17 protein-coding genes, 1 tRNA gene and 1 pseudogene are annotated in these 22,835 nt (G+C 71.5%); 8 read left to right on the forward strand and 11 right to left on the reverse strand.

The genetic code is table 11. The features are described from left to right. The first annotated feature begins 125 nt into the window (after positions 1–125). Both AB0J58_RS12840 and AB0J58_RS12845 read left to right on the forward strand, forming a co-directional pair. Positions 126–199, forward strand: a tRNA-Lys gene (locus tag AB0J58_RS12840). A gap of 246 nt (positions 200–445) precedes the next feature. Beyond that, positions 446–1,339, forward strand: coding sequence for a DMT family transporter (locus tag AB0J58_RS12845; RefSeq protein ID WP_364214175.1), 894 nt, complete (start codon positions 446–448; stop codon positions 1,337–1,339). Positions 1,340–1,891: 552 nt separating this feature from the next. Here AB0J58_RS12845 and AB0J58_RS12850 read toward each other — a convergent pair. The 6 genes and pseudogenes from AB0J58_RS12850 to AB0J58_RS12875 form a co-directional block, all read right to left on the reverse strand. Next, positions 1,892–2,374: pseudogene (locus AB0J58_RS12850) on the reverse strand (radical SAM protein); the annotation flags it as partial. A gap of 173 nt (positions 2,375–2,547) precedes the next feature. Then, complete coding sequence (gene nrfD / locus AB0J58_RS12855) at positions 2,548–3,582, reverse strand: NrfD/PsrC family molybdoenzyme membrane anchor subunit (protein WP_364214178.1); 1,035 nt, start codon at positions 3,580–3,582, stop codon at positions 2,548–2,550. Next, on the reverse strand, positions 3,579–4,346 hold the full coding sequence (locus AB0J58_RS12860; RefSeq protein WP_364214432.1) for a 4Fe-4S dicluster domain-containing protein: 768 nt from the start codon (positions 4,344–4,346) through the stop codon (positions 3,579–3,581). Before AB0J58_RS12860 ends, nrfD begins: the two co-directional genes overlap by 4 nt. Before the next feature lie 85 nt (positions 4,347–4,431). Beyond that, complete coding sequence (gene fdh, locus AB0J58_RS12865; RefSeq protein WP_364214181.1) at positions 4,432–7,686, reverse strand: formate dehydrogenase; 3,255 nt, start codon at positions 7,684–7,686, stop codon at positions 4,432–4,434. Continuing rightward, on the reverse strand, positions 7,683–7,985 hold the full coding sequence (locus tag AB0J58_RS12870; RefSeq protein ID WP_364214184.1) for a hypothetical protein: 303 nt from the start codon (positions 7,983–7,985) through the stop codon (positions 7,683–7,685). The genes fdh and AB0J58_RS12870 overlap by 4 nt, the downstream gene beginning before the upstream one ends. A 344-nt stretch (positions 7,986–8,329) precedes the next feature. After that, positions 8,330–8,686 (reverse strand): hypothetical protein, encoded by a 357-nt coding sequence (locus tag AB0J58_RS12875; protein WP_364214187.1) that lies wholly within the window; start codon positions 8,684–8,686, stop codon positions 8,330–8,332. A 493-nt stretch (positions 8,687–9,179) separates the two neighbouring features. Here AB0J58_RS12875 and AB0J58_RS12880 point away from each other — a divergent pair, with 493 nt between their 5' ends. Beyond that, positions 9,180–12,110, forward strand: coding sequence for a glycosyl hydrolase (locus tag AB0J58_RS12880; protein WP_364214190.1), 2,931 nt, complete (start codon positions 9,180–9,182; stop codon positions 12,108–12,110). Between the two features lie 38 nt (positions 12,111–12,148). On the opposite strand, the gene AB0J58_RS12885 is transcribed toward AB0J58_RS12880, so the two are convergent. Further along, on the reverse strand, positions 12,149–13,114 hold the full coding sequence (locus AB0J58_RS12885) for a hypothetical protein (protein WP_364214193.1): 966 nt from the start codon (positions 13,112–13,114) through the stop codon (positions 12,149–12,151). 249 nt (positions 13,115–13,363) lie between these two features. On the opposite strand from AB0J58_RS12885, the gene AB0J58_RS12890 reads away from it, so the two are divergent. The 5 genes from AB0J58_RS12890 to AB0J58_RS12910 all read left to right on the forward strand — a co-directional run bounded on the left by AB0J58_RS12890 (position 13,364) and on the right by AB0J58_RS12910 (position 19,227). Further along, positions 13,364–14,437, forward strand: a complete 1,074-nt coding sequence (locus tag AB0J58_RS12890) for a hypothetical protein (protein ID WP_364214196.1) — start codon at positions 13,364–13,366, stop codon at positions 14,435–14,437. A gap of 161 nt (positions 14,438–14,598) precedes the next feature. Then, positions 14,599–15,555 carry a TIGR03885 family FMN-dependent LLM class oxidoreductase gene (locus tag AB0J58_RS12895; protein WP_364214199.1) on the forward strand — a complete coding sequence of 319 codons (957 nt, stop codon included), beginning with the start codon at positions 14,599–14,601 and terminating at the stop codon, positions 15,553–15,555. A 235-nt stretch (positions 15,556–15,790) separates the two neighbouring features. Next, complete coding sequence (locus AB0J58_RS12900) at positions 15,791–16,258, forward strand: ATP-binding protein (RefSeq protein ID WP_364214202.1); 468 nt, start codon at positions 15,791–15,793, stop codon at positions 16,256–16,258. 180 nt (positions 16,259–16,438) lie between these two features. Further along, positions 16,439–17,806: an MFS transporter gene (locus AB0J58_RS12905; protein WP_364214204.1), complete on the forward strand. Its 1,368-nt coding sequence runs from the start codon at positions 16,439–16,441 to the stop codon at positions 17,804–17,806. Between the two features lie 251 nt (positions 17,807–18,057). Then, positions 18,058–19,227 (forward strand): M20 family metallopeptidase, encoded by a 1,170-nt coding sequence (locus tag AB0J58_RS12910; RefSeq protein ID WP_364214207.1) that lies wholly within the window; start codon positions 18,058–18,060, stop codon positions 19,225–19,227. Positions 19,228–19,239: 12 nt separating this feature from the next. Here the strand turns inward: AB0J58_RS12910 and AB0J58_RS12915 are convergent, their stop codons facing one another. The 4 genes from AB0J58_RS12915 to AB0J58_RS12930 all read right to left on the reverse strand — a co-directional run bounded on the left by AB0J58_RS12915 (position 19,240) and on the right by AB0J58_RS12930 (position 22,824). Then, positions 19,240–20,205: a D-isomer specific 2-hydroxyacid dehydrogenase family protein gene (locus AB0J58_RS12915; protein ID WP_364214210.1), complete on the reverse strand. Its 966-nt coding sequence runs from the start codon at positions 20,203–20,205 to the stop codon at positions 19,240–19,242. Between the two features lie 144 nt (positions 20,206–20,349). After that, on the reverse strand, positions 20,350–21,780 hold the full coding sequence (locus AB0J58_RS12920; RefSeq protein WP_364214212.1) for an NAD(P)/FAD-dependent oxidoreductase: 1,431 nt from the start codon (positions 21,778–21,780) through the stop codon (positions 20,350–20,352). Next, on the reverse strand, positions 21,777–22,331 hold the full coding sequence (locus AB0J58_RS12925; protein ID WP_364214435.1) for a (2Fe-2S)-binding protein: 555 nt from the start codon (positions 22,329–22,331) through the stop codon (positions 21,777–21,779). Before AB0J58_RS12925 ends, AB0J58_RS12920 begins: the two co-directional genes overlap by 4 nt. Next, entirely contained in the window at positions 22,288–22,824 is a 537-nt protein-coding gene (locus tag AB0J58_RS12930; protein ID WP_364214215.1) for an FGGY-family carbohydrate kinase, read from the reverse strand. The genes AB0J58_RS12925 and AB0J58_RS12930 overlap by 44 nt, the downstream gene beginning before the upstream one ends. Positions 22,825–22,835: the final 11 nt, after the last annotated feature.

A 22,835-nucleotide genomic window follows, 5' to 3' on the forward strand; every position in this document is an offset into this window, starting at 1 on the left:
TGCCCCTCTCGAACCGCAGGTGGCCGCGCGATTCCATCCCCCGCTCCATTCCGCGAAATCACATGCTCATATGTCGGCTCATGTACGGACTACAGCGCCGGGTCCGGTAGTCTTGTCGAGGTCGGGCGCCGCTAGCTCAGTTGGTTAGAGCAGCTGACTCTTAATCAGCGGGTCCGGGGTTCGAGTCCCTGGCGGCGCACTCTGGTACAGGCCGACGACATGGGCATCCTCGCTTCCGGCGGGGGTGCCCACAGTCGTTTCCGGGCCCGGGTGCGCGGTCACCTCCAGCGGAGTGGTGGATGAGTTGATCTCCGCGTGATCCTGTTTCTTCGGACATCGCCACGTCATCGGACAAGTGGGTAAATACCTCCCTGGGTTCATGCGGCGGATTCGTGGGGGTGGCGATGCGGGACCGGCAGGCAGGCGGCTGGCAGGCGTCAGTCCCATGATCGTCACCGTGCTGCTGGGGCTGGCGGCCGCGAGCCTGCTCGGGCTGGGGTTCGTGGCTCAGCAGCACGCGGCCTACACCGAACCGCTGGGGGAGATGCTGCACCCGCGCCTGCTCCTGGACCTGATCCGCAAACCGCTGTGGCTACGCGGCATCGCCGCGATGATCTTCGGCCAGGTCCTCGGCGCGCTGGCCCTGCAGCGTGCCGACGTCGCCCGCGTCGAACCGCTCCTGGCGACCAACCTCATCTTCGCCCTGGCCGTGGCGGCGGTCGCGTACCGGGAGCGCCTGGGCCGGCGGGAGTGGCTGGGAGCGGTGCTGGTCAGCGGGGGAGTCGCGATATTCCTGCTGTCCGGGCAGCCGCAGGGCGGCGGCGTGCCCGGCTCGACCTCGGTGGTATGGGTGGCCATCCTGGCCACGCTGATCCTGGCGGCCGTGCTGGTGCTGGTGGCGGTACGAGCCGCGCTGCCGGTCAAGGCGATGCTGCTGGCAGCGGCAGCGGGCACGCTGTACGGGATCCAGGACGTGCTGACCCGCGCCTCGCTGGTCACGCTGGAGCGGGCGGGGCAGGGACTCACCGGGCTGCTGACCATCTGGCAGCCGTACACATTGCTCGTGGTCGCGGTGCTGGGCATCCTGCTCAACCAGAGCGCCTTCGACGCCGCGCCGCTGCGCGTCTCCCTGCCGGCCACCACCGCGGCCGAGCCCGTCATCGGGATCGTGCTGGGCGTGGCGATCCTCGGCGAGCGCCTGCGCGTGGACCCACTCGCCCTCGCGGGCGAGGTCGCGGGCCTGATCGCGCTGGTGGCGGGAATCGTCATCCTGGGCCGCTCGCCGTTCCTGGCCAAATCCGAGCAGGGCACCCATCGGCGTCCGGGCAGGGAGCGGTGATGATCTCGCCGATGTTCCGCACGGGCACGATCCGGGTCGGTGAGGCCGCTGGTGGATGTACAGTTCCCGCCGGTCGGCCGGGCTCAGGGGGCGCTGGTCGGGTACCGGCAACTCGTAGCGGACCTCACGGAGATGATCCCCGTGCTGCCGGTCGGCGTTGTAGACGGAGCGGAACCTCCAGATCGCCCTGGCGAAGTTGGTCTGCCCGCGCAGCAGATTGTGGCCGATGATCCCCAGCGTCTTGGCCGCACCCGCCACCCCGAGATGCTTGCGGTTCATCACCGCCTGGGTCCTCACCAGCTCCCGGTAGAACTCGCGCAGCGGAAGCGCCGGCGGGACCACGGCGTGCTGGATGTCGAACAGCCGGTAGTCGCGCGAAGTGAGGTTGCGTGATTCGGTGTGCCAGATCTCCGTCCCCGGGTAGGGCGTCATGACGGTGAGGTTGACGATCTCGGGTACCGACAGCGCCCACTCGCGGACGAGCTTGAACTGCTTCGTGTCCCAGGCCGGGTCGACGATGAGGTTGATCGCGACGGCGAGCCCCATGGCGCGGGCGAGTTCGAGGGCCTTGACGTTCTGGTCGGGGCTGGTCCGCTTGCGGTACAGGTCGAGCCCTTCCTCGTCCAGTGCCTCCATGCCGAGGAACATGTAGTTCAGTCCCAGCCGCCGCCATCGCCGGAACACCTCCGGGTGACGCAGCAGCACGTCGGCGCGTGTCTCCAGGTAGTACTCCTTGCGTACCCTCCGCTTCTCCAGTTCGGCGGCGATGGCGTCGCCGTGCTCGGCGCGGATGAAGGCGACGTCGTCGACGATGAAGACGCCCGGCTCCCGGATCGAGGCCACCTCCTCCGCGGCCGCCTCCGGCGACAGCTTCCGGTAGCTGCGGCCGTAGAAGGTCCAGGCGCTGCAGAACGAGCAGTCCCAGGGGCGGCCGCGGGTGAACTCGACGGAGGCGGCGGGATCGAGCACAACGCCGGCGGTCCCCGAGCGGAGCCGCCTGGCGGCGGCCTCAGGGCGTCCAGCGGCGCGCTTCACGGAAGCGGTCCGCCAGAAACAGGAGGGCCGGGAGCGTAACGCGCGGGCGCCGGCCGCGCGTCATCGAACCCTGTCGTACCGGCCTCGCCGGGGTCCGTGACGAGCGGCCCACCACGCCGTACCGCAGGTGAGGACGACGATGGCTGTCAGCGGCAGGTAGGACTTCAACCGGTTCACGACCCACTCTCCCGGGCGGTCGCCGCCTCCAGGCGGGCGCGTTGCGGTTGGACGGTGTACCGCGGGTCCCGGGACGATTCCAGGCCCGCGTGGAAGATGCCGAAGCGGGTGCACAGGGCTCCGGCCAGCAGAGCCGCTCCGGCGCCGACGGCCGCGGCCCTGTCGCGGCGGGCGAGGGTCTGCGCGGCCACCGCCCCGGTCATGTTCAGGGCCTTGCCCAGGCGCAGCAGGACGCCGCCCCGCCCCGTTCCCAGCGGGCGGGCGACCATGCCGAGCCGACGCTCCATCCGGCGGGCGGCGGCGTACTCGGCCAGTGCGCCCGCCACGGCGAGATTCCGGGCGGGGCCGGCCTCGGAGACGGGGGCGGCCAGCATGCCCAGGCCACCGGCCGAGGCAGCGGCGGAGCCCGCGAACAGCCAGGGCAGTTCGCGGTACGCCTCGTGCCACACCGGCACAGCCGTGTCGGCGATGAGCGCGGCGGTGTAGGTCGCGAGGGCGGGGCCGATCAGCCCGGCGGTGGCGGTCGCCGCGCGCCCGGTCCGCGGCAGGCGGCCGGTGACGGCGGTCAGCGCGGCGAGGCCGGTCGGCGGCCCGTACGCGCCGAGAATCCAGGCCCCCACGCTCATCGGCGAGGTGACCTTGAACACCCGGAGCATGTTGAGGAACCGGGCCGGACGGCCGAGGTCGTGGATGAGGGCGTACAGGGAGCCGCCGAGCGCGCAGGCGGCACCGGCCTTGGCCGCCCGCGCCAGGCATCGCCGCCCGGTCAGGTCCGCCGCGGCGGCCAGCGTGGAGGAGGCTCCGGCCAGCCCGCCGAGGAAGAGATAGCCGGCGATGTCGTGGTCGGTCCACGGGATCGGTTGCAGGACGGGGCGGCCGTAGTAGGAGCGGAACCCGGCCTTGGGCACCGTCGACCGCTCGCCCCGTGCCCGGGGGCCGGCGGGGCGGGTGATCGCCTCCCGCTCGGGCCGCAGGTCGCGGGCGTCGTCCAGGCGCACGTCGGTCTGGCTCGCTCTGTCGGCGGCGGTCATGAGCGGCTCCCCAGACCGGTGACGGCGACGGTGGCGAGCAGCGCGGTGGCGGCCAGGGCGACGTGCCGCCACATGGCGGACAGGTCCCTGGTGGTGACCACGGGATCGGGCGGCAGGCCGTACACTTCCGGCTCGTCCAGCAGCAGGGAGAACGCGCCCGTCCCGCCGACGCCGTCGCCGGGGTCGTGGCCGTACAGGCGGGCCGAGCCCACGCCGGCCTCGTGCAACCGCGCGAGCCTGCGCTCGGCGCGCGCCCGCAACTCGGACAGCTCGCCGAACTGGATGGAGTCGGTCGGGCAGCTCTTGGCGCAGGCCGGCTCCTGGCCGACGCCGAGCCGGTCGTAGCACATGGTGCACTTCCAGGCCAGGCCGTCCCGCTCCCTGCGGGCGATCACGCCGTACGGGCACGCGGGCACGCAGTAGCCGCACCCGTTGCAGATGTCCTCCTGCACGACCACGGTGCCGAACTCGGTGCGGAACAGCGACCCGGTGGGGCAGACGTCCAGGCAGGCGGCGTGGGTGCAGTGCTTGCACACGTCGGAGGACATCAGCCAGCGGAACTCGGTGCCGTCGGCCCCGGCCGTGCGGCCCGGCTGCTCGATGAAGGCGACGTGCCGCCAGGTCGAGGCGCCCAGGCCGCCGGTGTTGTCGTAGGACATACCGGTGAAGCCGAGCGGGTCGTCGGGGATCGCGTTCCACTCCTTGCAGGCGACCTCGCATGCCTTGCAGCCGATGCAGACACTGGTGTCGGTGAAGAAGCCCATCCGCTCCGGGTGCTCGGCGTAGCCGCTCGCGCTCGCCGGATCGTACGGCGCGGCGAGCGCCAGGTCCAGGTCGAAGGCCACGGCCTCATACCTCCGTGCCGGTCGAGCCGGTGATGCCGGCCCGCAGTCGATAGTCGCGGACGAACTCGGTCAGTGCCGGGCCCCGCGGGCGCCGCCCGGGGCGGATGTCGGCGGACAACGCCTTGACCTCCTGGATGTGGGAGTTGGGGTCCAGGCTGATCGAGCTCAGCTCGTTGGCCGCGTCGCCCCGGCTGAGCCCGTTGGACCCCCAGTGGAACGGCAGCCCGATCTGGTGCACCACCCGGCCGTCGAGCCGCAGCGGCGTCATGCGCTCGGTGACCAGGACCCTGGCCTCGATGGCGTTGCGGGCGGTCACGATCGTGGCCCAGCCTCCGTGCTCCAGACCGCGTTCGGCGGCCAGCTCGGGTGAGACCTCGCAGAACAGCTCGGGCTGCAGTTCGGTGAGATACGGTATGCCGCGGCTCATGCCGCCCGCGGTGAAGTGCTCGGTCAGCCGGTAGGTGGTGACGCAGTAGGGGAAGATCGCCGCGCCCGGCTCGCCGGCCGTCGGGTGGTAGCGGTTGTGCTCGTGCGGATAGATCATGCGGGCCGGGTTGCGCTGGTGCCGGTACAGCGGGTTCGGCACCGGCGAGTCCTGCGGCTCGAAGTGCGTGGGCAGGGGGCCGTCCACCACGCCCGCGGGCGCGAACAGCCACCCCTTGCCGTCGGACTGCATGATGAACGGGTCGATGCCCGACAGGGCGTCGACGCCCGTCGCGTCGGGGGGCGGGCGGTAGCCCGGTTCCTTGGCGGCGTCGAAGTCGGGCACGTCGTGGCCGGTCCACCTGCCGGTGGCCCGGTCCCACCACACCAGCCGTTTGCGTTCGCTCCACGGGCGGCCCTCGGGATCGGCGGAGGCCCGGTTGTACAGCACGCGCCGGTTGGCGGGCCAGGCCCAGGCCCACTCCGCGGCGATCCAGTCCTGCTCCTCGACCGGTTTGCGGCGTGCGGCCTGGTTGACGCCGTCGGCGTACACGCCGCAGTAGATCCAGCAGCCGCACACGGTCGAACCGTCGTCCTTCAGGGCGGTGTACGCGGACAGGGGGCGGCCCTCGGCGTCCCAGCCGTTGATCTCGGCGAGCACGGCTTCGGCGACCGGCTCCGCGACCCGCCCCTCGGTGGGGTAGTCCCAGGTGAGATCCAGGATCGGGGCGTCCATGGGGTCGGTGGAGCCGGCGAGCCTGCGGCGGATGATCCGGCCGAGGTGGTACATGAACCACAGGTCGCTGCGGGCGTCGCCGGACGGCTCGACCGCCTGGTGGTGCCACTGCAGCATCCGGTTGGTGTTGGTGAAGCTGCCGCTCTTCTCGGTGTGGGCGGCGGCGGGGAAGAAGAACACCTCTGTGCCGATGGCCTGTGTGGCCAGTTCCCCGGTCTCGATCTCCGGGCCGTCCTTCCACCAGGTGGCGCTCTCGATCAGGGTGAAGTCGCGCACGACGAGCCAGTCGAGGTTGGCCATCGCCAGCCGCTGCATCCTGGCGTTGGCCGAGCCGACCGCGGGGTTCTCGCCGAACAGCAGGTAGCCCTTGCAGGTGCCGTCGAGCTGCGCCATGACGGTGTCGTAGGTGCTGTGGCTGCCGGTGAGGCGCGGCAGGTGCCCGAAGCAGAAGTCGTTGCCGGGGGTGGCGGCGCGTCCCCACCATGCCTTCAACAGGCTGACCGTGTAGGCGCGCATGCCGGCCCAGTAGCCCTTGCCCGGCGCGTCGGCGCGGACGAAGTCGTCCAGGCGCTCGTGCTCGTGCGCGTGCGGCATCGGGATGTAGCCGGGCAGCAGGTTGAACAGGGTGGGGATGTCGCTGGAGCCCTGGATGCTGGCATGCCCGCGCAGCGCCTGGATGCCGCCGCCCGGCCGGCCGATGTTGCCCAGCAGGAGCTGCAGGATGCTCGCGGCGCGGACGAACTGGGAGCCGTCGGTGTGCTGGGTCCAGCCGACGGCGTAGGCGAAGGCGGCGGTGCGCTCCGGGCCGGAGTTCTCCGTCAGATGGCGGCAGACCTGTGCGAACAGCTCCGGCGGGACGCCACAGACGCGCTCGACCATCTCGGGGGTGTAGCGGGCGTAGTGCCGTTTGAGTATCTGCAGTACGCAGTGCGGGTCGCGCAGCGTCGGGTCGCTGTGCGGGGTGCCCTCCAGCGCCGCTCCTCCGGAGCCGTGCGTCTCCCCCCGCCCGGCGGCACGGATGGAACGCCTGCCCTCGCCGTGCCGCTCGTAGTCCTCGTCCCGGTCGCCGGCGGCGGCCACGACCCGCATGCCCTGGTACTGCCAGGTCTCGAAGTCGTAGTGGCGGGTGTCGGCGTTGAAGCCGGAGAACAGCCCGTCGAGGTCCTCGGTGTCGCGGTACTCCTCGGTGATGAGGGTGGCCGCGTTGGTGTAGTTGAGGACGTACTCGCGGAAGTACAGCTCGTTCTCCAGCACGTGGTGGATGATTCCGCCGAGGAAGGCGACATCGGTGCCGACGCGGATCGGCACGTGCAGGTCGGCCAGGGCACTGGTGCGCGTGTATCGGGGGTCCACGTGGATCACGACGGCGCCGCGCGCCTTGGCCTCCATCACCCACTGGAAGCCCACCGGATGAGCTTCGGCGAAGTTGGAGCCTTCGATGACGATGCAGTCCGAGTGCTGGAGGTCCTGCATGAAGGTCGTGGCGCCGCCCCGGCCGAAGGAGGAGCCCAGGCCGACCACGGTCGAGCTGTGGCACACCCGGGCCTGGTTCTCGATCTGCACCACCCCGAGCGCGGTCAGCAGCTTCTTGATCAGGTAGTTCTCCTCGTTGTCCAGGGTGGCCCCGCCGAGGGCGGCGATGCCCATGGTCCTGGCGGTGCGCCTGCCGTCGCGTTCCCACTCCCAGGTGGCGCGCCGGGTGGCGATGATCCGGTCGGCGACCATCTCCATCGCCTCGTCGAGTCCGATCTCCTGCCAGTCGCGCCCGTACGGCGGCCGGTACAGCACCCTGTGATGGCGCCCCGGCCCCGTCGTGAGCTGGAGGCTCGCGGCCCCCTTGGGGCACAGCCGCCCCCGGCTGACCGGAGAGTCGGGGTCGCCCTCGATCTGCACCACCTTCTCGCCGCGGACGTAGACGTTCTGGGCGCAGCCGACGGCGCAGTAGGGGCACACGGACTTGACCACCCGATCGGCGGACGCGGTGCGCGCGGTCGTCTCCTCGCTGCGCCGCGACTTGACGGCAGCCCCCCTTCCCAGCCGGTCGGGGCCGGTGAGCTGGCGCAACACCGGCCAGGGGCGGAACGGGACGCGCCGGCTCATCGAGCCTGTCCCGCGTCGGCGCGCATCTGCGGGTCGGACCAGGCGCGCCGGCGCATCCACTGGTGCACGTTGCCCCGCGCCGACGGATTCACCTCCCGTGGATTGACCAGACGCTGGCTGCGCGAGGGCAGCATCCCGGGGCGCTCGCGCTGCTCCCGGGTCACCGTGTCGCCGCCGTCGGCGGGCACGCCGGTCGCGACCAGGTAGGCTCGCCCCGGCGGCATGCCGAGCATCTCGCCGATCTCCACATAGCCCTGTCCGCGCGCCAGCAGCCGCAGGATCCGCTGTTTGCCCGGCATCTGTCCCCCTTGGTGACCGTTTGCGGATCGATGCCCGGCCCAGGCTGTGCGCACCGCCAGAAAAGCGTCAAGGAATCGGCTGGGCTCTGCGACCCCGCGGCCGACGCGCGACTCGGAGATCGAAGGGCGGCATGAGCCACCCGCGGCCGATCCACCGCGGTTGTCGAGTCGCATCCTCGTGATCATGGGGGACTCTGGGAGTAATGGTACGTAGTCGCCTGTGTGGTTTAGGCGATTCCGGTCGGTGAACGGCATCCGGTCGGCCGGGTCGCTGCCGGCGAATCGCGGGTCCAGGTCCTGACCGGCACGGCCAGGACCTGGACCCGCGATCTCCGGGGTGGTGATCAGCCGACGTTGGCGCAGATCGCGTAGACGCTGATGCCGACGTCGTTGTAACCGGGTTGGCGGCCGAGGCCGATCCAGCCGCCGCCGTCATCGGTGGGGAAGGAACCCACCAGGACGGCCTGGTTGCCCTGTGCCTCGGCGCCGCCGCCGACGGCCTTCTTCCCGGCGGGGCAGCGGACCACGCGGCGCTGGAAGTTGGGGACGTTGGCGTTCGGGAGCTTGACGATCTGGTAGCCCGTGAAGTCGGCCGCGGCCTCCGTGTCGGCGGCGGCGGATACGGAGGCGGTTATCGCGGTCAGGCTCGCGATGCCGAGGGCGACGCTCAGGGTGACGGTCATGAGCTTCCTGCTTCGCATGATCTCTCCTGGGACGGGAGTGCCTGGATGGTCACGCACAGTAAATTAGCCATCACGCTGTGTGTCCAGCCCTGATTTTGTCACCGTCTCGCCAGTTGCGGCCGCCCCGCCGATGGGCAGGCGCGCGCGGGCGGAGGTTCCGGGTCCGGCGGAGAAGGCCGCGCGGGGGGCTGGAAGCGGGTGTGGCCGGCGGTCGGCCGGCGCTGGATGTCGATCGGTGCTGAGAGCGCTCTCAGATCAGGGTAGGCCCATTTCTTGATTGTTGGCCAGGGGGACGATGTGTCGCCTGCGGGGGCGAGGTGCGGGTGTCATGCGATGGAACGCCCTGTTTTCTGGGCCTATGCCGTCCCGCCTGCATATCTGCTCTTTACTCATTCGTTACCAACGCGAAACGTTGACTGCTGTGACGCGGGCCGTTACTTTGCGGTGAGAGAGCGCTCTCTCATTCCGGTCCGCTTCGGAGCCCGACTCCTTTCCCCGGAGGCACCCCCCAATGGATCCCTCGATCCGGACCACGGGTCCGGACAACGCGTATCCCCGCGAAGGACGACTCGCCCACCGCATCCGGACCCGCCGCAGGCGCCTCGCCGCCGGCGTGGTCGTCGCGCTGGTGGCCGGGCTGCTCGGCCTCGGCGCCGCCCACTCCGCCGAGGCGGCCACGGTCGGCGCCGGTAGCTACGCCGACACCCTCCCGGCCGGCCGCTCGCTGCCGACCGGCTGCGGCTCTCTCTCCACCAACCCCCGCCAGTGGGTGACGGCCAACGCCCCCGCCGGAGCCGTGCCCACCAACGACTGGTGGTCGTCGATCCTGTTCAAGAAGACCGACTGCGCGTACGGCGAGCCGCTGCACGCCCACCCGATCTCCTACGACACCTTCGGCAATGGCCTCGGCTTCTCCTACAACACCACCCCGCAGATCAGCGGCACCGCCACCGGGGTGGGGGAGTACCACTACCCGTACGTCGAGAACATCAGGGTCGGTGTCGCGGGCCTGAACTCGCCGGACGTCAAGGTCGACGGCTGGAGCGACTGGACCGTCACCCCGTACTGGAGCGGTGGCGGCCGGACCATGAAGGCCACCATCGGCCACGGCCTGCCGTTCGCCTACTTCCAGATCACCGGCGGCGACGCGCAGATCACCGCGGCCGGCACCCCCTCGGTCTGGTCCAACAGCGGCGCCACCATCGGTTTCACCGCGGGCGGCCGCGACTACGTCGCCTACGCCCCGACCGGCGCGACCTGGTCGGTGAGCGGCACGACGATCAGCTCGTCCCTCGCGGGCAAGGGCTTCTTCTCGGTGGCGGCGCTGCCCGCGGGCGGCGACCGCGCGACCCTGGCGAACACCTACGGCCAGTACGCGCACGCGCACGTCACCGGCACCCGGGTCTCGTACTCCTACACGCCGTCCAACAGCACGCTCACCACGACGTACGCCTTCACCACCACGGCCAGGCAGGGCAGCGCGACCGGCACGGTCATCGCGCTCTACCCACACCAGTGGAACCACCTGACCGGCTCGACGCCGCTGGCGCAGACCTACGTCTCGGCGCGCGGCCAGATGAAGATCGTCACCGGTACGCAGTTCAGAACGTCGATGAAGTACACCGGCGTGCTGCCCGAGGTCCCCGCGGTGGCCGACAACTCGGGCGCCGACCTCACCACGATCACCAACCACCTCAACGCCGAACTCGGCAACCCGATGGACAACCGCGGCGACGACACCTACTGGACGGGCAAGGGCCTGGGCAGGGCCGCCCGCATCGCGGAGATCGCCGACCAGCTCAACCTGACGTCGGTGCGCACCGCCGCGCTGAACGCCATCCGCACCCGCCTCAACGACTGGTTCACCGCCTCGCCCGGCAAGACCAGCCGGGTCTTCTACTACAACCCGGCCTGGGGAACCCTGCTCGGCTACCCGGCCTCGTACGGCTCCGACCTGGAGCTCAACGACCACCACTTCCACTACGGCTACTACATCGCGGCCGCCGCGACCCTGGCCAAGTTCGACCCCGACTGGGCGAAGAGCAGCCAGTACGGCGGCATGGTGGACCTGCTGATCCGCGACGCCAACAACTACGACCGCAACGACACCCGCTTCCCGTACCTGCGTGACTTCGACATCTACGCGGGCCACGACTGGGCGGCCGGGCACGGCTCGTTCGGCTCGGGCAACAACCAGGAGTCCTCGTCCGAGGGCATGAACTTCGCCAACGCCCTCATCCAGTGGGGACAGGCCACCGGCAACACCGCGGTCCGCGACGCGGGCATCTACATCTACACGACCCAGAACGCGGCGATCCAGGAGTACTGGTTCGACGTGCGCGACCAGAACTTCCCCGCCGCCTTCGGCCACAGCACCGTCGGCATGGTCTGGGGCTCCGGCGCCGCCTACGCCACCTGGTTCAGCGCCGAGCCGGAGATGATCCAGGGCATCAACATGCTCCCGGTCACCGGCGGGCACTTCTACCTGGGCGACAACCCCGGCTACGTGACCACCAACTACAACGAGCTGGTACGCAACAACGGCGGCCCGCCCACGGTGTGGCAGGACATCATCTGGGAGTTCCTCGCCCTGGGCAACGGCGACACGGCACTGGCGAACCTCAGGGCCAACGGGGGCTTCACCCCGGAGGAGGGGGAGAGCAGGGCCCACACCTTCCACTGGATCCGCAACCTGGCCGCTCTGGGCAACGTGGACAACTCGGTGACCGCCAACCACCCGCTGGCCAAGGTGTTCAGCAAGAACGGCGCCCGGACCTATGTCGCGTCCAACATCACCGGCAGCGCGATCACGGTGACCTTCTCCAACGGCACGACGCTCAACGTGCCCGCGGGCAAGACCGCCACCTCGGGAGCCCTCACCTGGAGCGGCGGCAACGCCGGCGGAGGCACCACCGGCCCCGACCCGACTCCCACGCCCACCCCGACCCCGACCCCGACCCCGACGGTGGGCCCCTTCACCGCGACGCGCTACCTGCAGTCCGGTGGCGGGCTGCCGGGCACGGCGGGCAGCGCGGGCACCGTCACGCTGGCCGCCGCCAACGGCAACCGCGACGGCACCCCGACCAACGCGCAGGTCTTCACGGCGACCGGCCTCACCGGCACCTACAGCGGCGGCTCCACCACGTTCGACCTCTTCGTGGACGCGGGCACCACGGTCGCCAACGGCACCCAGATCCGCGTCTCCTACGATCTGACCGGCAACGGGAGCTGGGACAGGGTGGAGACCTACGCCTACTTCGCCACCGACCCGGTGACGGGCTGGGAGCACTACACGCAGGGTGCGGGGCCGCAGTCCGCCTCGGGGACGCTCGGCAACCTGTCGGGAGGCCAGGTGAAGGTCGAGGTCTGGAGCGCCATCGGCAACGGCACCACCGCCCTCGGCGTCGGCAACCAGTCCCTCGTACGGCTGCCGTTCAGCTGACCCACGACGGGGCGGCGGGTCTCCCGCCGCCCCCGACCTCAGCCGATCTTCGAGGGGAAGGCCGGGAGCGGGAGCTCCCGGCCGTTCCCGCCTCCGGCCGGCAGGCCGATCGGGCTCAGCGTCGGCGGGATGCCCGCCTTCACGACGGCCTCGGTCAGCGGGCGGAGCAGCCGGGCGAGGACGGAGGTCCGCTCGTCACCGAGGGCCCGCCAGGGACCGGCCGCGGCCTCGTCGGTCAGCCGTTCGATCCGCGCGCGCACCCGGGTGCCCTCGGCCGTGAGAGCGCCGGAGGCGTCGACCCATCCGCGCTCGCGCAGGGCGGCGGCACCGGACTCCCACTCCTCGTCCGGCCAGGGGCGTGCCACGCGCAGCAGGTCCAGGTCCGTCTCCCCGGCGGCGACCTTGAGCAGGTGGGCCTGGGTGGGGGAGACGCCGTGGGCGACGAGCGCGGCCACGTGCCCGTCTCCCCGATGTTCGCGCAGCGTGGTCGCGGCCTGCCAGAGCAGCAGGTGCGGCTCGTCCGGCGCCGGCAGTGCCTGGTTGGCCGCGCTCAGCACCCGGCCGGCGGTGTCGGCGAGCCGGGCGGCCCGCCAGGCGAGGTCGGCCGCCGCGCGCAGGTCGTCCGGGCCGGCCACCTCGTCGGTGAGCAGGTTCCGCAGCGCCGCCCTCGCCCCGTCGAGACGGGCGCGGAGCACGTCGCCGGGGGTCGCGAACGTCCACGCGTCGGGGAGTGCCCTGGAGACCTTGGCCGGAGGGAAGCCGTGGAAGGCGGCCGTGACGACGTCGGGGCCGACCGGTCCGAGCGGCGCCGCCCTGGTCGCGAAGTACCCCATCCAGAAGCCGCGCATGCCGACCGCGTCGGACGCCGCCCGAGCCTCCGGGGCGAAGTAGGTGACGGCGTGCAGAGGCTCCAGCAGTCGCCACATGACACGCGGAACGTTCGGTTCGTGCTCCGGCACGGTCTCACACCCTGTCTCATGGATCCTGGCGGATCGGCTGTGCATGTTCATACGGTACTCGGCGAAATGACCGTTGATCGCCTTTGGGAAGATCCGCTCATCTGGTCCGAACACTGACCTGATCAGCGAAGATGGGTCATCCTCCCGGTAAGGTTGGGTCTTCTCAAGGGATGCCGCGCGGGTTATCAAGAACTCGGAGCGAATTGTGATCCCAGACGGTCCATTCTCTGCGCCGAGCTCCCGGTGCCACCGTCACGTCTGGTCGCCCAACCCCCCGAGCCGATGGAGAACCGCGTGCGTCAGTTACTCGGAGTGATCACAGGAATCCTTTGTGTCGTCGCCATGCTGGCGACGGGCGTCACGGCCGCGCAGGCGGCCGTCCCCGACAGATGGGGTTTCGCCGTCGTCGACGTCACCTCGGGTATCCCCAACCCCAGCCACCAGGCCGGTAGCTGGCCGGGAGGCTTCAACGTCACCGTCTCCCCAGGCGGGGTAGGGCAGACGTTCGTGAGGTTCCCGCAGATCGCGACCACCAAGGGCGTGGTCCACGTCACGGCGATCTCCCAGACCGCCTACTGGTGCCAGGTGCAGAAGTGGGGACCCGCGGGGGCCGACCTGGTGGTGGCGGTGCAGTGCTATCGCTACGGTGGGGCCCCGATCTCCACCCCGTACAGCATCGTCTTCGAGGAGAGCACCGGCCTGCTGCCCGCGCCGGAGGCGCTCGGCTACGTGTACTACGACGGCACCTCCATCGTCAACCAGTTCAACTCGGCCGGGGCGGGGAACGCCGTCGCCGGCGGCGGAGGCTCCTGGACGGTCACCCTGCCCGGCCTGGGCTCGGCCGGCTTCGCCGGCAACCTGCAGGTCACCGCGGTCGACTCCGTTCAGCCCGCCCGGTGCAAGGTCGCCGGCTGGATCCCGAGCGGAGGCGTGCAGACGGTCCAGGTGCGCTGTCACAACGCGACCAGCGCGCCGCTCAACACCGGCTGGACCCTTACCTACCAGCGAGAGCGGGCCATCACCGGCGCGGCGATCCCGCCGAAGAACTTCGCCTACACCTTCGACAACACCCCGGCCAACCCCGGCCCGTACGGACCGGTTCCCCCGGCGGTGAACTACAACTCCCAGGGCGGGCTGAACACCGTCCAGAGCTCGGGAGTCGGCCAGCGCATGGTGCTCTTCCCGATCGTGGGAGTCCTGCCGGACCACGTCCAGGTCACCGCGTACGGACCCGGTCCGGAGTTCTGCAACCTGCAGACCCTCTGGGCCACCAGCGGCGGTACCGCGTACGTTCGCAACGTCGTCTGCTACAGCGCCGGCACCCGCCTCGACTACCCGTCCCTGGTCACCTACACCTCGGCCTTCTGAGACCGCGGGCACGATCCCGGCCGGACCCCGGCCGGGACCGTGCCGTCTCTGTGGTCCGCGTCCGTGCTCGTGGCGCCGCGGCCCCCGCCCGCACCGGCCGCCGCCGTCCCTCGGGCGCGTCCTTCCGGAATGGACGCCCCTCTTCCGGGTAGCCGGGGACGATGACGACCTACGGCTTTCACTCCTCACACGAGCAGATCCATCCGGCAGAACTGCTGAAGGCGGTCACCCGGGCCGAGCAGGCGGGGTTCGAGGCGGCGATGTCGTCGGACCACTTCTCCCCGTGGAGCGGGCGGCAGGGGCAGTCGGGGTTCGCCTGGTCCTGGCTGGGCGCGGCGCTGCAGGCGACCGGCCTGCCGTTCGGCGTGGTCAACGCCCCCGGGCAGCGCTACCACCCCGCGATCGTCGCCCAGGCGATCGGCACCCTCGGGGCGATGTACCCCGGGCGCTTCTGGGCCGCGCTCGGCACCGGCGAGGCGAGCAACGAGCACATCACCGGCGAGCGCTGGCCGCGCAAGGAGGTCCGCAAGCGGCGGTTGCGGGAGTGCGTCGACATCATCCGGGCGCTGCTGGCGGGGGAGGAGGTCAGCCACGACGGCCTGGTGACCGTGGACCGCGCCCGCCTGTGGAGCCGCCCGGACGTCCCGCCGAAGCTGGTCGGCGCGGCGGTGAGTGTCGAGACGGCCCGCTGGTGCGCGGAGTGGGCCGACGGACTGATCACCGTGAACGGGCCCGTCGACCGGCTGCGCGAGGTCGTCGGTGCCTATCGGGACGCCGGCGGCCGCGGAGAGACGGCACTCCAGGTCCACCTCAGCTGGGCCGAGAACGAGGACGAGGCCATGGACATCGCCCACGACCAGTGGCGGAGCAACGTCTTCTCCCCGCCGGTGAGCTGGGATCTGGAGACCGCCGAACTCTTCGACGTGGTCTCCGCGGACGTCTCGCGGGAGAAGGTGGCCGAGGCGGTCAACGTCTCCTCCGACCTGGGCCGGCACGCCGCCTGGATCAACGAGTACGCGGACCTGGGGTTCGAGGAGATCTACCTGCACCACGTGGGCCGGCAGCAGGACGCCTTCATCGACGCGTTCGGCGCGAAGGTCCTTCCCCAGCTGCGCTGACCTCCGGTGCGGCGGCCGTGGCCCGCCGGGGACGGGCCGCGGCCACCCCGGTGGCCTGGGGAATCCGCGCCGAAGAGGTCCGGGCGATATCCGGTGACCTCCCGCGGCGACCAATGAAGTGAATTTTCCTCACTTTTGCGACATAGGACGGAAACAATTAAGGCGAAATCAATTCACAGATGCGGTTAGATGTTCTACCTTTGTTGTGGGAGCGCTCCCATCAGAAGGAGGCGCGGTGTCTCTCCACCACAGCTCATCCGCGGCGTACCTCGACGCCGCCCCCGAGTGCGCGGCCGAGTGCCTGCTGTCCGCCGCTCCGTCGAGCGTGCGTGACGCCCGTTCGATGGTTCGCCGGGAGCTCTCCCTGTGGGGTGCGGACGACCTCATAGACGACTGCGTGCTGGTCGTCAGCGAGCTGGTCACCAACGCCGTCAAGCACGGCGGTGCCGCGTGCGCACTGCGAATCCGCGGTGGCGGAGGGCTGGTCCACGGCGAGCTCTTCGACCCCGGGGCGGGCGCGCCCCGCGTGTGCGCCCACGACATGGAGGCCACCGGTGGCCGGGGCCTGCAGATCGTCGACGCCCTCGCCGACGACTGGGGTGTCACCTACTCCCCCTCGGGCGGCAAGACCGTCTGGTTCGTCCTCGGCCTCCCCGAGCCCGCCCGCCCTCATCCCACCGGCATCCCGGCCCTGCGGCTCTGACGGCGGTCCCGGGCCTTCCACCTCGAACCCGTACGCGTGCGTGCCGATGGACGGTCACGCGCCGGATGCGGGCCGCCCGGCGGAGCGTGTTCCCGCACCCCGGCAGGTGGACGCGCAATCTCGGCGTATCTCCCCATAGGCTGCGGACAGCCGGCCCCCAGGGAGAGACACGCATCGCCCATGACCACGTACGACCACACCCGTCGCGCCTGTTACACGGGATATGTCACCCAGGCGATCGTCAACAACCTGGCTCCGCTGCTGTTCATCGTCTTCCAGACCCGTTACCAGCTGCCGCTGGAGATGCTCGGCCGGCTGGTGCTGCTCAACTTCGCCACCCAGCTGGTCACCGACATCGTGGCCGTGAAGTTCGTGGACCGGACCGGTTACCGCATCCTGCTGGTGCTGGCCCATGTCCTGTCGGCGCTGGGGCTGGTGTCGCTGGCGGTGGTCCCGGAGCTGTCACCCTCCCCGTACCTGGGACTGTGCGCCGCCATCGTCGTCTACGCCGTCGGCGGCGGTCTGCTGGAGGTGCTCGTCAGCCCCGTCGTGGACGCGCTGCCCAGCCCGCAGGAGGGCAAGGCCGCGGCGATGAGCCTGCTGCACTCCTTCTACTGCTGGGGACAGGTCGCGGTGGTGGCGGGCAGCACCCTGCTGCTGGCCTGGATCGGTCAGGGCGCCTGGCAGGTCCTGCCCGTCGCCTGGGCACTCATACCGCTGGTCAACATGGTGGTCTTCCTGAAGGTGCCGCTGCCCGCGACCGTTCCGGACGAACACCGCACCGCACTGCGGGAACTCTTCCGCGCCCCCGCCTTCGCCGCGGCCGTCGTGCTGATGCTCTGCGCCGGCGCGGCCGAGCTGACCATGTCGCAGTGGTCCTCCCTCTTCGCGGAGGAGGGGCTGGGGGTCTCGAAAGTCTGGGGCGACCTGGCGGGTCCGTGCCTGTTCGCGGTCCTGATGGGCGTCGGACGCATCGTCTACGGACTGTGGGGCGAGCGGATCCCGCTGGTACCCGCGATGACCTCGTGCGGCGCGCTGGCGGCCGTCTGTTACCTGGTGGCCTGCCTGTCCGCCGACCCGGTGGTCAGCCTCGTCGGCTGCGCGGTGTGCGGCCTGGCCGTCAGCCTGCTGTGGCCGGGGACCTTCAGCCTCGCCGCCGCCCGCTTCCCGCTCGGCGGCGCGGCCATGTTCGGCGTGCTGGCCGTCTTCGGCGACGCCGGCGGCGCGGCCGGCCCCTGGATCGCCGGAGCCGCCGCGGACGCCTCCGCCGCGGCCACCGGGCTTCTGGGTGATCTGTCGGCCGTGCTCCCCGACGACGGTGGTTCGGGTCTGCGCGCCGGCATCCTCGTCGCCACCGCCTTCCCGATCGCCGTCGTCGCGGTCACCCTCGCGTACGGCATCCGGGCCGGGCGTGCGGGCAGCGTGACAGGGGTTGTCGTGACAGGGGCTGTCGTGACAGACGGTGTCGTGACAGGCGACATCGTGACGGGCGATGCGGACGGTGAGGCGGCCGGTGACCCGCCCAGGGATCCTCGCCTCACAGGATGAGCCGCGGCGGCGCCGGCGCCGGGCCCTCCGACGCTCCGAGTGGTTCAGGGGGTTCAGAAGGGTATGACGAGCTTTGTCATGCCCGATCACCGGGCCGCCGACCACAGAGGAGTATTTGATGGATTCGCACCCGTCCGACAGGATCGCCGTGGTCGACGGCGTGAGCGGGGGCATCGGCCCGGCCGTGGCCCGCGTGCTCGGCGGGGAGGGCGCATGAGGGACGGCCGCCCCCGCGGTCTCGGGGGAAGACGGTGAGCGAGATCGGCGCGCGGCTCCGCGACGCGCTCCACGCCGAGTTGCCCGCCGCCTACCGGCTGCGCCGGGAACTGCACGCCGAGCCGTGCCTGTCCGGCCAGGAGGAGCCGACGCTCAAACGGGTGCTGGACGCGCTGCCCGAGGGCAGCGCGATGGAGCGGGTGGCCGGGACCGGCGCGCTCCTCCGGGTCGGCGGCGACGGCCTGGCCGTCGGGGTGCGCGGAGAGCTGGACGCCCTGCCGATCCCCGAGGAGACGGGGGTGCCCTGGGCCTCGCAGAACGGTGCCATGCACGCCTGCGGCCACGACGTCCACCTCGCCGCCCTGGTCGCGCTGACCAGGGCGATCGACCACGTGAAGGCGCCGGCGCCGATGGTCGCGGTGCTACAGCCTCGCGAGGAGGGTCCTCCCTCCGGCGCCCGTGACATCGTCGAGTCGGGCGCGCTCCAGCGGAACCTGATCGGCGCCATGATCGCGGCACACGTCCAGCCGGTGCTCGCCGCCGGTCAGACGGCCTGCACTCCCGGCGCGGTCAACGCCTCCGCGGACCAGTTCACCGTCATCGTCAAGGGCCACGGCGGGCACGCGGCCTATCCCCATCTGGCCCGCGACCCGATCCTGGCACTCGCCCAGGTCATCGTGGCCGCCCAGCAACTGGTCAGCCGCGACGCCGACCCGATGACACCGACGGTGGTCACCTTCGGGACCGTGGTGGCGGGCAGTGCTCCGAACGCGATTCCAGGGCAGGCCGCCGCCCGCGGCACCATCCGTACGATGTCGGAGTCCTGGCGCCGGCAGCTGCACCAGCGCTTCCACGAGCTCGCCGAGGGCGTCGCCCGCGCCTACGGCTGCGAGGCGGAGATGCGGATCACCTACGGGGATCCGGTGCTCGTCAACGACGCCCGCCTCGCCGAGGAGACCGGCTGCATCCTCGTCGACGCCGCCCACCACATGCCCGCCACGCTGCGCTCCTGCGGTGCCGATGACTTCGCCCACTTCGCGTCGGTCGTGCCGTCGCTGATGCTGTTCGTGGGCACCGACACGAAGGCGGGACTGCACAGCCCGTACTTCCTGCCCGGAGACGACACGGTGCGGGCGCTCGCCGAGAGCCTGCTGGCCGGCTACCTCGGCGCCGCGCAGGTGATCGGCGCGGGCCAGGGCCACTGATCCGGTCGCGGGTCAGTACCCCGCGGCGGGATCGACGACCCCCTCCAGCGGGAGGCCCGCCCGCAGGTTGCGCACGTTCCGCTCCACCCGCTCGCAGAACATCCGGGTGACGTACTCGGCGGAGTCGGCGCAGTGCGAGGTGATGAGCGCCCTGTCCTCGGCCCAGAGCGGGTGCCCCTCGGGGAGCGGTTCCGGGTCCGTCACGTCCAGCCCGGCGGCGGAGATCGTCCCGGCGCGGAGGGCCTCGACGAGCGCGTCGGTCCGGATGTGCGCGCCGCGGGCGACGTTGACGACGACGGCGTGCGCCGGCAGCAGGGCCAGCTCGACGGCGCCGATGACGTGGGTCGTCTCCGGCGTCAGGGCGAGGGCCAGCACCAGGATGTCGGTCTCCGGAAGCACCGCGTGCAGGGCCCCGGGCGGCAGTGTCTCCTCGGCGCCCTCGATGCTCTCCGCCCGGCGGCGGATCACCCGGATCCGGCACTCGAACGGCCGCAGGAGCCGGATGAGCTCACCCGCTATACCGCCGCCGCCGAGGATCGTCACCCGCCGGCCGTGCAGGGACCTGGGATCGACCGGGCACCAGCGAGGGGTACGCGCCTGCCGGGCGAGGTTGCGCAGGCAGGCCAGCATCAGCGTGAGCGCGTGCTCGCCGACCTGCCCGGCGAACGACCCCTTGGCACAGCTGAAGACCACGGGGCGGTCGAGCACACCGGACGCGGTGAACCTCTCCACCCCCGCCCAGGGGAACTGCACCCAGCCGATCCGGGGGTGGGCGTCCAGAGTCGAGCGGAGCAGTTCCGGCTCACCGGGGATGAGCCACACCAGCCCGTCCGCCTCGGCGAGTGGGGCGTTGACGCCCCCGCCGCCGGACACGGCCTCCTCGACCGCGAGACGCAGGAGGTCGAGGCCGGGGGAGTTGGGGCGGTCGTAGGCCGCTCCCGCCCCCGGGGACGGGGCTATCGCGATTCGGGCTTCCATAACCGATATTCTGTAGGTGGCCCACCGGCCGGGTTTCTCGGCGTCCCGCACTCGACGACGAACTCCCGGAAGCCCGCCTCGAATCCTGGATCCACCCGTCCTCCTCGCCATGTCACCGAGCGAGGCCGCGGACCGGACGCCGATCTACGCCGGCACGGCCGCACCGTGTTCTGTGCTGGGACCTGACTGACGCCCCACGGGTGAGCGGTGCCAGGCCGCCCGGCCCCGGCGCGGCCTCGACCCGCGCTCCCGGACGACGCCGGATACGTGAGCGGCCCCCGACCGGTGTGGCCGGGGGCCGCTCACCGGGGATGTGTCAGGTCTCCACGCCGATGTGCACCGGACCGGCGTCCGGCCTGACCGCGGTGAGGACGCTCGCCGGGATGCGGAACACCCGGCCGGGAGCCGCCGGCCACCACAGCCGCTTCCGGGCGATGACCCTCCCTCCTGCCGGAGAACGATCCGGGGGAACGGGATGTAGCGGTCGCTCCACAGCAGCAGGCGGCGGCGCGCCGGGGCCGGATCCTTCGGGCGGAAGATCTCCGGCGCCACCCAGCGGAAGGGCGCGTCGGCGATGAGACGCACCTGCTCGGCCGGGGTGCCGCCGCCGCGCAACCAGGCGATGACGGCGCGCACGACATGGGCGCCGTCGATCGCCGCGATGTCCGCGGTGTCGACCGGGTGGAGCAGGTTGCCCACGGCGAACACGCCCGGCCTGTCGGTACGCAGCGCGTTGTCGACCAGCGGGCCGTTCGTGCCGGGGGCCATGGTGATTCCCGCCGCGCGTACCAGCTCGTGGTCGGGGATCCAGTCACCGGTGAGGACGAGCGTGTCGCACTCGACGACCCGCCTTCTGCCGGTGTCGAGGTCCCCGATCTCGACGGCCCGCAGTTCCGGCCGGCCGATGACCTTCGTCACCCGGGTACGGGTGGCGACCCTGGTACGGAAGAGGATCCGGCCGGGGACGCTGAACAGGGAGTAGGAGTCCGGCCGGGGATACTCGGTGGTCATCAGGACGGTCCGGCAACCGGCCTCGCGCAGGGTCAGCGCGGCCGACCAGCTGACCAGCTCGGCGCCGACGACGACGGCTCTCTTCCCGACCTTCCCGTGCTGCAGGTGGACGAGGTTCTGCAGGTGCCCGGTGGTGTAGACGCCGTGGGCGCGGTCTCCGGGGATGAGCCGGGCCGGTCGTGGGCGTTCCCGGGCACCGGTCGCCAGGATGACGGCCCGCGCCTCGACCCGGACGCGGCCACGCGGGGTGGTGGCCTCGATCGTCCGGTCACCGGCCCAGTTCGTCACGGTGGCGTTCGTCAGGATCTTCGCACCGGCGGCCTCGGCCTGCCGGACGAGCCTCCTGGCGTAGGCGGGACCGCTCATGAAGCGCCGCATGTCCCTGATCCCGTAGCCGGGATGGTCGCTGTGCCGGGGGATGCCCCCGGCCGTGCTCTCCCGGTCGAGGACGAGGACGTCACCGTTGATCCTCGGCGCGAGTTCACGGGCGGCGCTCAGCCCGGAGGGGCCGGCGCCGACGATGACGACGGCCGGGGTGAGGGTGGTGATGTCACCGGATGTCATCGGCCGGCCTCCAGCGGTGCGTGGCGCTGCTCGCAGGTGCTCTCGCCCCTGCTCTCCAGCAGCTTCTTGACCTCGGCGCCGCAGAAGAACCCCTGGCAGCGCCCGTTCATCGCCCGGGTGCGGCGGCGCAGCCCCTCCAGGGTGGCCGGCGGGATCGGCGACCGGAAGGTGTCGCGGACCTCGCCGGCGGTGACCCGCTCGCAGAAGCAGACCACCTTGCCGTAGGCGGGGTCGGCGGCGATCCGGGCGGCGTCCTGGTACGGGCGGGTGAACGCCTCGCCGAGGTTGGACATGCGGGGCGGCTCCGGCAGCCTCTCCCGTGGTACGAGCGCCAGCCCGGCGTCGCGGGCCAGGCCGGCGACGTGCTCGGCGATGGCGATGCCGGCGGTCAGGCCGGTCGAGCGGATCCCGCCGACCAGCACGTAGCGCCGCCCGGCGTCGGCCTCGATGAGGTAGTCGGGATGGTCGCTCGCCGCGCGCAGGCCCGCGTAGGTCGCGGTGACCTCCTCAAGCAGCAGGTCGGGCATCAGCTTCTCGCCCTTGCCCAGCAGGAACTCGAATCCCTTCTCCGAGGTCCCGGTGTCGGTGCGGTCGACTGCGGGTGAGCCCGCCGTCCACCCGCAGCCGGGTCAGCGGCTGCCCGAGGTCGGCGGCGACGAGGTCGCCGAGCTCGGCGACCTGTGCCGCGATCCCCTGCAGCACGGCGAGCACGAGGTGCCCGGAACCGGTGGAGAGGGTCAGCCCGGAGAACGAGGCCTTGGCGTCGGGACGCCACCAGGGGGCCGCCAGGCCGGCCAGCGCCGGCACGCACAGCACCCCCTCGGCGTCCGCCGCCGCGACCGTGTCCAGGTCCGCGGCACCGCGGATGAAGCCGAGATCCTGGATCCACCGTACGGCGGAGGCGGCCGTGTAGACCTGGCCGTCGAAGCAGTACGAGGTCTCCCCCGGACCCGCCAGGCGACCGAGGCGGCCAGCCCGGCGGTGGAGCGCGCGGCGGAGGTGCCGGTGTTGGCCAGCAGGAACGCGCCGGTGCCGAAGGTGCACTTCGCCTCGCC

Source organism: Streptosporangium sp. NPDC049644 (assembly GCF_040675205.1).
Lineage (GTDB): Bacteria > Actinomycetota > Actinomycetes > Streptosporangiales > Streptosporangiaceae > Streptosporangium > Streptosporangium fukuiense.